General features: G+C 57.9%; 8 protein-coding genes. 4 read left to right on the top strand and 4 right to left on the bottom strand.

Annotated elements, in window-relative coordinates; all coding sequences use genetic code 11:
- Positions 1-209: leucine zipper domain-containing protein (locus DPM33_RS35315; RefSeq protein WP_146770388.1), on the bottom strand; the 209-nt coding region annotated here is incomplete at its 3' end.
- Between the two features lie 110 nt (positions 210-319).
- Here DPM33_RS35315 and DPM33_RS35310 point away from each other — a divergent pair.
- Positions 320-730: a hypothetical protein gene (locus tag DPM33_RS35310; protein WP_112102193.1), complete on the top strand. Its 411-nt coding sequence runs from the start codon at positions 320-322 to the stop codon at positions 728-730.
- A 505-nt stretch (positions 731-1,235) separates the two neighbouring features.
- Here DPM33_RS35310 and DPM33_RS35305 read toward each other — a convergent pair.
- Positions 1,236-1,511, bottom strand: a complete 276-nt coding sequence (locus DPM33_RS35305; protein WP_112102191.1) for a hypothetical protein — start codon at positions 1,509-1,511, stop codon at positions 1,236-1,238.
- Between the two features lie 155 nt (positions 1,512-1,666).
- Here DPM33_RS35305 and DPM33_RS35300 point away from each other — a divergent pair, with 155 nt between their 5' ends.
- Together DPM33_RS35300 and DPM33_RS35295 are read left to right on the top strand one after the other, a co-directional pair.
- Positions 1,667-2,374, top strand: coding sequence for a winged helix-turn-helix transcriptional regulator (locus tag DPM33_RS35300; RefSeq protein ID WP_112102189.1), 708 nt, complete (start codon positions 1,667-1,669; stop codon positions 2,372-2,374).
- Positions 2,375-2,940: 566 nt separating this feature from the next.
- Positions 2,941-4,149 carry a medium chain dehydrogenase/reductase family protein gene (locus DPM33_RS35295; RefSeq protein ID WP_208648491.1) on the top strand — a complete coding sequence of 403 codons (1,209 nt, stop codon included), beginning with the start codon at positions 2,941-2,943 and terminating at the stop codon, positions 4,147-4,149.
- Between the two features lie 73 nt (positions 4,150-4,222).
- On the opposite strand, the gene DPM33_RS35290 is transcribed toward DPM33_RS35295, so the two are convergent.
- Together DPM33_RS35290 and DPM33_RS35285 are read right to left on the bottom strand one after the other, a co-directional pair.
- Positions 4,223-5,569 carry an HlyD family type I secretion periplasmic adaptor subunit gene (locus DPM33_RS35290; protein ID WP_245442684.1) on the bottom strand — a complete coding sequence of 449 codons (1,347 nt, stop codon included), beginning with the start codon at positions 5,567-5,569 and terminating at the stop codon, positions 4,223-4,225.
- Entirely contained in the window at positions 5,566-7,287 is a 1,722-nt protein-coding gene (locus DPM33_RS35285) for a type I secretion system permease/ATPase (protein ID WP_112102187.1), read from the bottom strand. The genes DPM33_RS35290 and DPM33_RS35285 overlap by 4 nt, the downstream gene beginning before the upstream one ends.
- A gap of 635 nt (positions 7,288-7,922) precedes the next feature.
- On the opposite strand from DPM33_RS35285, the gene DPM33_RS35280 reads away from it, so the two are divergent.
- Positions 7,923-10,545: beta strand repeat-containing protein (locus DPM33_RS35280; protein WP_146770386.1), on the top strand; the 2,623-nt coding region annotated here is incomplete at its 3' end.

Raw genomic sequence — 10,545 nt, 5'->3', positions numbered from 1 at the left:
AGGCCCGGCATGACGGTGGGCCGCGACGAGCGGTCGGCCATGCCTTTGCTGCCTTCGGCCTTGTAGCGCTCGACCCAACGCGCCACGATCTTGGCCGACACACCATACGTTCGCGCCGCATGGGCTTTGGAAAAACCGCCTTCTATCACCGCCAGCGCCATCTCCTCTCGACGCAGCGGCGTGAGACGGGCATTCTTGTGGATGTTCATTCGGATCCTCCGACGAGCGCTGAAGCCTGGTAACTCCAGTCTCCTCGGTCCGGTCCGAATGGACAACCTCCTGAAAGCTCACACCTAGGGCACTATATTAGGATGTGCTAATGGTGTATATCAAGAACTTCATCGACGGGTTTGAGGGCCGTCTGGTGCATGAGGGAGCAACCTACCGTAAGGCTTGTCTTGCAGGAGGGGTCGTCATGGCCACTGCGCTAGAGGCCAGCACCGCTTTAGCCCACAGCCCTAAAGGGAACTGGACGTATCCACCTGCCTGCTGCCACGGCGACCAAGTTAGCGGAGAATGCGAAAAAATCCCAAGCCTAGCGGTGACGCCACGACCAGACGGCTACGTCATCATCCTACGACCGGGCGACCACCGAAAAGTAACCCACCAGAACCGCTACTTCGTGCCTTACGACGTGATTCTTCCGTCAGGCGATGACAATTTCCATATTTGCCTGCATCCGACCGAGGAACACGAGAACTGCTTCTTCGCACCTGCAGATGCAATGTAATTGTTTTTCTATCTTTGCCCTATTGAGCTTGTACCCGGTGGTGCGAAAAAGCACGTCCATCTAAATCTCTGATAGGCTTGGTACTGCATGCGGGGAGTGATCGATCTGTAGAACGTCATCAGACGCTCACAAATGTGGTAGCGATCATCTGGCGAGCTCTGGACACGCTCTCGGGGTATAAACCACTCAGGCTCCTGTGGCTCGTTTAAGTAGAAGGGGCGTGGCGGCCGCACGAAATAGCCATCTTTTGTCATCCTGACTTCGCTCGGATCAATCGGGTGACAGTCCTTGCCTCCACAGCAGTCATACTGGAGAACTGGGTCCGTCTTACCAGTATACCAATCATGGGCCTCGGCATTGCCGAGCAGGGCGAGGAACGCCATTGCGAGATACCAGTTTGACCGCGCCATGGAAAAATCCCCTCGCCGCCGGCATATCACATTAGATATTGCTAATCTTCAGGCTGGAAGTCGCATCGGCCGCCGCAGAGGTCGGACGGCGGCCTTTACCAATTGCCTAATCGCTTCTGCGCTACGCTCATGAGCGCGCGAGAGGCGGATCGATCGAAGCCGTCGGCGCAGGCCGCTTCGACGTCAAACTTTGTCAAGCCAACGTCGCGTAAGTGGAAATTGGACAGCCGGCCAAGTGAGCGCTCTATCTCGCGGCGGGTCCGCCGCTCATGGACAAGGGCCAGCAGGCGTTCGAACGGACGGAAAAAGGTCCCCGGCGCGCGCCGTGCGGCCTGGGCTAGTGTCGCTTCCGCCGCGTTATGCCTGGTCATGGTATCCTCCGTTGGTCGAGGTTGCGCGAAAGAAGATCACCATGATGGCAGAAGAGGATAAGTCGCCACGGCAGCTTCGGAAGCGTTCAGCTTCAGATTGTGAACTGGCCTAAACACTTCAGAAGGCCTAACTTGCGGCAGAGGAGCGTTCAGCCATGTCGCGACGGCCTTACGGATTGCTCTGCCCGATCTCGCGCGCCTGCGAGTTCCTAGAGCCGCGCTGGACGATCCAAATCCTGACCGAACTTTGGAACGGCTCGACCCGCTTCAACGACATTCGAAAGGGAGTAGGCAACATCTCATCGGCCCTCTTGTCGAGGCGGCTCAAGGAGATGGAAGCGTTGGGCCTAGTCGAGCGCATCGAGGACGAGGCGTCGGGCACCATCGCCTATTTCCGCACCGAGAAGTCGATCAAGCTCGAGCCGGCGATGAACGCGCTGGCGGAATGGGCGCAATGCAACATCGAGGCGGAGGTCGCGCTCGCCGACGTGGATGTTTCCACCCTGATGTGGTTGGTGCGGCGAAAGATCGATCTTGCTGAACTGCCGCGGCGGCGTGCCGTCATCCGCTTCCATTTCCGCGACCATCCCCCGCCGAAGTACCCTCATTACTGGCTTGTGGTCGAGCCCGGTGCGAATGTGCCCGAGCTATGCTCGGCCGACCCGCGCCGGGACGTCGACCTTTACGTCGAGACCGGCGTTGTTTCGCTGGGGGCCATCCTGGAGGGCCGCTCAAGCATCGAGCGCGAGAAAGAAAGGGGCGGCCTTTTCCTGAGCGGCGACCCCGGCCTTGCCCGCAGCATGGACCGTTGGTTGCGAACCTCGGTCTATGCAGCACTCAAAGGGATCGTTCCGCTTTCTTAAACATACTGAGGTTGCGGCCTGACGAGTGGATGCTCGCTCGTTGCCGTGCAACGCCTGCTATAGAGACTGGCGTACGCGTCCGGCGCTGGATTCTTCAACAAACCCGGCCTTCACAGGCAAGATATCAACCAGAACATTTCATAGGGCGGAGTGGTGCAAGCGGCGGCTCAGTCAATCGATCGCCGCGACCCAGCACGAGGAAATTTCCGCTTTTAGATCAATGGCGACCGGGTCGAGCAACTGGCAAATCCGGTCAAGTACGCTATGAGGCGCTTGCTGGCTGTCCTCTTTGGGGTCGGAAGCGGAATGAGGGCTTCCGGCTTTACAACGAGGATCAGACGTTCAACCCGTGAGCCCAAACGGTACTTGTTTCCACTCGCGCCCAATGGCGTCTGACCTGCTCCTGCCGAGGCTGCGTAGAAACGTGCGCAAATGAGGGCTATTCGTGGGTGGCGCGACCGATTTCTGGCGGGTTTGATCTGGAGCAAGTCGCTTCATCCCAGCGCGCGCTACCTTTTCGTCCGAGTTTGTCTCAGCGGAGGAGTCCAATCTGGACCGAGCCTGCCATGAAGTCTCTTCGCGTCGTTGTTCGCCACTATGGCGGACCTGAAGTTCTGGAGATCGTGGAGGAAGACGCGCCCCATCCGGCGTCAGGTGAGCTGCGGGTGCGAACAATCGCCGCCGGCGTCTCCTTCGCAGAGCTATTGATGCGAGAGGGGATTCATCCGGAAAAGACGATCCTGCCATTCACGCCGGGATGGGACATTGTGGGCATCGTCGACGAGGCCGGAGAGGGAGCGTCCCATGCCATGGTTGGTAAAATGGTTGCGGCGCTGCCCATTCATGGTGGCTACGCCCAGTTCATCTGCCTGCCGGAAGATGAGCTCACTCCGGTTCCAACTGGTGTAGATCCCGCCGAGGCAGTTAGCCTCGTGCTGAACTACGTTACGGCCTATCAGATGATGCATCGCCTTGGGCATGCCTCACCGGGACAGCGGGTTCTTATTCATGGCGCGGCCGGCGGAGTGGGCACGGCTCTGCTGCAACTTGGCCGCCTAGCAGGTCTAGAGATGTATGGGACTGCATCTCTTACAGCTCATCATATCGTATCCGATCTCGGGGCCACGCCGATCGACTACAAGGGGGCCGACTTCGTCAAGGAGATCCATCGCCTCACAAACGACGGCGTGGACGTCGTCTTCGACGGGGTCGGCGAAGCCAATGTCTGGCGTTCGTTTCGGACTCTGAGGCCTGGTGGCCGCGTCATATCCTATGGCTTCACTTCATTTCTGCAGAAGGGCCAATTGGCAGGCGGCTTACGTTATCGCCTTCGCGGGGTATTACGACCCGCGTGGTATGCGGTCCGCGCTTTCGTTTCACCAGGCCGACGACGCATACTCCCCTACAGCATACAATATTTGAAACGGTGGAAGCTCGCTTGGTTCCGCGAAGATCTCGGCGCCTTACTCGAGCTGCTTCGCGACGGCAAGATCAAGCCGATGGTGGCCGAGCGGATGCCATTGACCGAGGCTCGTCACGCCCAAGAGCTGCTCGGTCAGGGGGGGCGTCAAAGGCAAGCTCGTGCTGATCTGCAATTCGCTGGCCTCCCGACAAGGTGTTGTCGAACTAGAGCAGAGCCTCTGCAACGGGAAGGGCCGCCTCCGACGCCGGCCCTTCCCGTTTCAACGACTGCTTCGCGGCGCATTGCTGACCGGCTGATTTGGGGCCGTAAGCAGACGGGCTGCTTTAGGATGAAATTGCAGTTTGCATGCTAACCGAGCGGCAGGTCCAATATTAAAAAGCCCGATACTCGCATTCGAGCTGGAGAATTGCGCGGCTATCCTGAAATTAACGCTCTCGGAAAGCCCGCTGAAACGAATCCAACAGCGGCTTGGTAAGATAGTCCAGGAATGTTCGCTCGCCCGTTGAGATAAATGTCTCCACCGGCATTCCTGGATAGATCTGGTCCGGTTTGATCTGTGGCGGCAATTGGTCGGCCATTCGAAGGCGCACCGTGTAGTATGACAATCCCGTGTTGGGCGTCACCAACCGATCCGCGGAAACGTAAAACACTTTTCCAGGCACTTTTGGCGTGGTTCTCGTATTCATGGCCGTGAACATCATATTTGCGTCTTGCCCCACCCGGATCGCGTCGATGTCTTCCGGCTTTATTTTGGCCTCGACGATCAATTCGTTCGTCGTGGGCAAGAGCTCCATCACTGCCTCGCCGGCCCGGATGACACTGCCTTCCGAGTTATAGAGGGACCGAACGATGATGCCGTCGACCGGCGCCCGGATGGTAGTGCGATCGAGCACCGATCGAGCGGCATTTATTTGTTCCTCAAGATCAGCCACATCGGCGCGAACCTTGTTAAGTTCCCCGTCGGCGTCCTCAACGCGACTGGTCGTCAGCCGCTCGATTTGCTCTTGAGCTTCTCCAATCTGCGTTTCAGAGCTTGCAATCTGGGCTTCCAGCGATCCAGCCTGACCCGCCAGTTCAGCACTGCTGCGCAGCAAATCCGTATACTCGGAACGATTTGTCAGTCCCTTCTCCAACAGCTTTTTCTTACGATCCGTCTCTTCGTTGACGATCGTAAGTTGATTCTCCATTCCCTTCTCCTGAGCTCTTAGTCCTCCAATAGACTCCTGAAGAGCTGTAACGCGTTGTTTCAAAATCTCCGCTTCGGCGGTGTAACGGGCGAGCCGAGCCAGGAATTCCTTGCTCTGCTCCCGGAGGACGTCACTGAACTCGGAAGCATCTGAATACCCGCCTAGATCCTTGGGGAATACGATTTCCTTTAACCCATCGCGCTCTGCCTCGAGCCGCGCGATTTCAGTCTTCCGTGCAACCCATTGTTTGAGGACACGGTTTAGTTGTGCCTGAGCAAGTATCGGATCAAGCAAGATGAGTGCTTGGCCTCTTGAAACCCTATCCCCCTCCCGCACTTTGATACTTCGGACAACCCCACCCTCAAGATGCTGGATCATAACATTTTGACCTGCGGCCACTATTACGCCAGGCGCAATCGTTGCCCCCGCAATCGGCGCGGTAGCTGCCCAAAATCCGGATCCAAGTAGAAATGCAACCACGACCCCGAAGGCAGCCAGAACAATCCGATTTGTGCCCGTATCGACGCTGTCCTGCCAACGATACGCTTGTGCCACAACCTGCATGGATTGGCTTCGAACCGTCATTGGTGCCTGTCCTCGTCAATATGAGGAAGGTGCGGCGGAACGGATTGAGACACTTCCGACGGGAGCACCTGGCTCTGTCTCTGGGCGAGCCCGTCGAGCACTTCCTTGCTGGAGCCAAAGATCTCGACTTGTCCATTGCGCAGCATGAGAATGCGATCGCATTTGGCAGCAAGAGACGGCCGGTGAGTTATGACGACCACTGTTCTCTTCTGCGCTTGGGCTTGCATAATAGCCCGCTCGAGTGCTGCCTCGCCGAGCGCATCAAGATTTGCATTTGGCTCATCAAGAACCAAGATTTTTGGTTCGCCATAGAAGGCGCGCGCGAGCCCAATGCGTTGGCGTTCGCCCCCAGAGAGGCGAACGCCGGTAGGACCGATCAAAGTAGAGTATCCGTGCTTTTGACCGAGGATGAGATCATGAACCTGCGCCCGCAACGCCGCTTCAACTATGCTTGCATCCGACGCATCCGGGGTAAAGCGAGCAATGTTCTGGCCGATGGTGCCTGGGAAGAGTTCGACGTCCTGGGGGAGATAGCCGATTTGCCGGCCGAGGTCCTCCGGATCCCAATTCCGAATTTCACCACCATCGATCCGGATCGCCCCCGACCGAGGCTCGATGGCACCGACGATCAGACGCGCCAAAGTTGACTTGCCAGCTTGGGACGGCCCGACGATGGCAACTGTTTCGCCGGCTGCTACTTCAAAGCTCACCCGCTTAATTAGGGGTAGCAAGCCGTCGGCCGAGCCGGGAACCTGATAAATGACTTGATCGACAGTCAACGCCCCTCTCGGGGTCGGCAAAGCAACGTCATGCGAATTCCCCGGACTGCGAGTCGCGATCGAAAGCCTATTCCACGCTGTGTTGGCTTCGACAATTTGCCGCCAACTTCCAATTATCTGATCAAGAGGTTGCAAAGCCCGAGCCGCTATCATCGAAGAAGCGAATATCATGCCCGCAGTGATTTCGTTGTGCAGAACCAAGTAAGCCCCGACCCCTAGTATCGCGATTTGCAGGCCCGTTCGCGTGGCTCTGGAGAGACCTCCATAGAAGGCATTGACACGGGCAACTCGATCCGAGGCGTGCAGGAAGCCCGAAAAGCGGACGCCCCAGAACTCAATTGCATTAGATACCATGCCCAGCGCGCGGACCGTCTCGAAATTGCGCGAAAAGGCCTGGGCCGAATTCATCGCCGCAGCAAGGTTGTCTGCGGCTCCTCTGCTTGGGGTTGAAGTCACGGCCTGGTTCAGCACTGCTATGCCAACCATAAAAGCCGCTCCGACGGCGGTCGCGAGGAACAGTAACGGATGAATGAAATACAGCAGCCCAATGAAGAGTAGGCCAAACGGCAGATCAAAGAGGTAGAAGAGTGTTCGTGAGGCGACAAACCCCCGAACGGTGGCTAGGTCACGCAGCGCTTGGACATCCCCAAGTCCAGCCCGCGGTCCATTCATGGCGGCGAGAAAGGATGTCGAACCAAAATTCACATCTATCCGGGTCGCGAGGCGGCTTGCATATATGCCCCTAAGCACTTCAAGGATACCAAACAAAAAAACAGAGAATGCCGCAATTAAACTCAAATATAACAGCGTATTAGTATTTGACGACGGTATGATCCTATCATATACTTGGATCATGTATAATGGAGTGATCAAAACCAAGACGTTCATAACCGCGGAGAATAGCCCCATCTCGATCACGCTTTTTGAGATCGTTTTCATATTCTTGTGGGACTTACCCAAAATTTCTTTTTCCCCTAGCTGCTTGGAAAGTTCCGTCTAAACCGCCAAGGTTCTTTTGTGCCATTGACCGAATATAACGACAGAACAGGCTCGAGTGGTGGCTGTTCCTTTTAAACTTATCGGCATCTCGATCTGCCGCATACCTGCCAAATACCCTTACAGCACGGCAGCCATCCTTGTTGGCTACAGCTGAGAAATCGTCGCCGGCTTCTTCCAACGTAGCCCAGCCCGGTCGACGCTTCGCGTCGGTAATTACCCGCGGGGCACCGGCAGATGGGTCGTGCCTTGACGAAATCGGAGTCAGTTCATGTTCTCCTCTCGACTCTTTTTTGTATTAGTGCTTTCTTAATTAACCCTGATGGGACGTCCGTTGCAATGCGCTCTGCATGTCATGTTTTGCGTATTCTGGTTGAGGCAGTTGCGTCTGCCCCGGCGACCGTCCTTTCGGCAGACGTTGCTCGGCGCGCCAGCGGAAATTCGGGGCAAAATTCCCACAGGGAAATACTAGGCGGCGTAACACTCGCGGAGATCCTGAGCGGCTCCTAGCCAGACCTCTGCGTTTTCGGCTGCCGATTGAATAAGCCGATTCAATAAAAAGAAACGGGGAGGACGCCATGCCATCAAAAACGCTCACGACCGCCAACGATACCGTCAATTTCAACGGGTCGAGTGCGAACACCGTGTTTGGGACGATCGGCGCGGGTGCGACGCTAAACAGCGGCGATCGGCTGACCGGCGGCAGCGGCGTCGACACGCTCAGCATCTCCGGCACGGGATCGTTCGACCTCAACAACCTGGCTACCTTCACTGCTTTCGAGAATGTCACTTTGACCGGCACGGGTGAGAACCTGACCCTGAAGAATGGTCAGAATCTGATTGTCAGCGCAGGCAGCGGCAACACGGTGGCACTTGGGACCGGCAATGACACGGTGACTTTTACCGGCGGTTCCAACACAGTGAACGGGACGATCGGAGCGGGTGCGACCCTGAACAATGGCGATGCCCTGACGGGTGGCGGCGGGGCGGACGCACTCAATATCGCGGGATCGGGATCGTTTAACCTCAACAGCCTTGCAACGTTCACCGGTTTCGAGAATGTCAATCTAACCGGCACAGGTGAAAGCCTGACGCTCAAAAACGGTCAGAACCTCACCGTAAACGGCGGCAACGGGAACGCCATAACCCTTGGAACCGGCAACGACACGGTGGCTTTCACCGCCGGTTCCAACACAGTCAACGCGACGATCGGCGCGGGCGCGACGCTGAACGCGGGCGATCGCCTCACCGGCGGCAGCGGCACCGACACGGTGATCCTCTCCGGATCGGGATCGCTTAACCTCAACACGCTTGCGACCTTCACCGGTGTCGAGAATGTCAATCTAGCCGGCACAGGTGAAAGCCTGACGCTCAAGAACGGTCAGAATCTCACCGTCAACGGCGGCAGCGGCAATGCGGTAACACTCGGGACCGGCAATGACACGGTGACCTTCACCGCCGGCTCCAATACTGTCAACGCGACGATCGGCGCGGGCGCGACGCTGAACGCGGGCGATCGCCTCACCGGTGGCAGTGGCACCGACACGGTGGTCCTCTCCGGATCGGGATCATTCGATCTCAATACCCTTGCGACCCTCAGCGGCGTCGAGAACGTCACGCTCTCGGGAACCGGTGAAAGCCTGACCCTGAAAAATGGTCAGAACATCACCGTCAACGGCGGCAGCGGCAATGCGGTAACACTCGGGACCGGCAATGACACGGTGGCTTTCACCGTCGGCTCCAACACAGTCAACGCGACGATGGGAGCGGGCGCCACGCTGAACGCGGGCGATCGCCTCACCGGCGGCAGCGGCACCGACACGGCGGTCCTCTCCGGATCGGGATCATTCGATCTCAATACCCTTGCGACCTTCAGCGGTGTCGAGAACGTCACGCTCTCGGGAACCGGTGAAAGCCTGACCCTGAAAAATGGTCAGAACATCACCGTCAACGGCGGCAGCGGCAATGCGGTAACACTCGGGACCGGCAATGACACGGTGACCTTCACCGCCGGCTCCAATACTGTCAACGCGACGATCGGCGCGGGCGCGACGCTGAACGCGGGCGATCGCCTCACCGGTGGCAGTGGCACCGACATGGTGGTCCTCTTCGGATCGGGATCATTCGATCTCAATACCCTTGCGACCCTCAGCGGCGTCGAGAACGTCACACTCTCGGGCACCGGTGAGAACTTGACCCTGAAGTCCGGTCAGACCTTCACTGTAAATGGCGGCAGCGGCAATACGGTGGCGCTAGGAGGCGGCATCGCAACCGTGACATTCACGGGCGGCTCTAACACGATAAACGCGGCGGCGATCGGCAGCCTCAACAGCGGGGATCGCCTGACCGGCGGCAACGGCACTGATACGCTCAACGTTGCGGGGGTGGTCGATCTCAATAGCCTCGCGGCCTTCAACGGCTTCGAGAATATCAACCTCACCGGCACGGGCGCGAGCCTAACTCTGAAAAACGGTCAGAACCTGACTGTTAATGGCGGCGCCGGTAATACAGTTACGCTGGGAACTGGCAATGACACAGTGACGTTCGTCTCGGCCACCAACCAGGTGAACGCCACAATCGGGCCGGGCGCAACCCTCAACAGCGGGGATGCCCTTTCGGGCGGCATCAACTCCGACCTGCTCAACATCTCCGGGTCGGGGTCGTTTGACCTCAACAGCCTGGCCACCTTCACCGGGTTCGAAAATATACTTCTTAGCGGCGGCGGCAAAAGCCTAACGCTGAAGAACGGCCAAAACCTAGCCGTTAGCGCGGGCAGCGGCAACTCGGTGACGCTTGGGACCGGCAATGACACAGTCTCTTTCACTGCCGGGTCGAACTCGGTTAACGCGATAATTGGAGCGGGCGCGACACTAAACGCCGGGGATCGCCTAACCGGCGGCAGTGGCACTGACACCCTCAGCATCTCTGGCCCGGGGTCGTTCGATCTCAATAGCCTAGCGGCCTTCACCGGCTTCGAAAACGTCAACCTCACCGGCACAGGCGAGAGCCTCACCCTGAGGAATGGTCAGAACCTGGCTGTGAACGCGGGCAGCGGCAATTCAGTGACGCTTGGGGCAGGCGACAATGGAGTGACCATCGCGCTTGCAGGTAGCAGCGATGCGATCAACATCGCCGGCAACAGCGATACGCTGAATCTTTCGGGCGCGCACGACGTCGTCACGGTGACCGGCAGCAGCGACA

The sequence above is a fragment of the Mesorhizobium hawassense genome (assembly GCF_003289945.1).
In the GTDB taxonomy this organism is placed as follows: domain Bacteria; phylum Pseudomonadota; class Alphaproteobacteria; order Rhizobiales; family Rhizobiaceae; genus Mesorhizobium; species Mesorhizobium hawassense.
This window is presented reverse-complemented; position numbering and strand designations above follow the sequence as displayed.

What these genes read in the sequence shown, in the direction of transcription:
- DPM33_RS35290 (WP_245442684.1), bottom strand. Translation starts at nt 5,569, where the DNA reads ATGACGGTTCGAAGCCAATCCATGCAGGTTGTGGCACAAGCGTATCGT.
- DPM33_RS35295 (WP_208648491.1), top strand. Translation starts at nt 2,941, where the DNA reads ATGAAGTCTCTTCGCGTCGTTGTTCGCCACTATGGCGGACCTGAAGTT.
- DPM33_RS35310 (WP_112102193.1), top strand. Translation starts at nt 320, where the DNA reads ATGGTGTATATCAAGAACTTCATCGACGGGTTTGAGGGCCGTCTGGTG.
- DPM33_RS35285 (WP_112102187.1), bottom strand. Translation starts at nt 7,287, where the DNA reads ATGAAAACGATCTCAAAAAGCGTGATCGAGATGGGGCTATTCTCCGCG.
- DPM33_RS35300 (WP_112102189.1), top strand. Translation starts at nt 1,667, where the DNA reads ATGTCGCGACGGCCTTACGGATTGCTCTGCCCGATCTCGCGCGCCTGC.
- DPM33_RS35305 (WP_112102191.1), bottom strand. Translation starts at nt 1,511, where the DNA reads ATGACCAGGCATAACGCGGCGGAAGCGACACTAGCCCAGGCCGCACGG.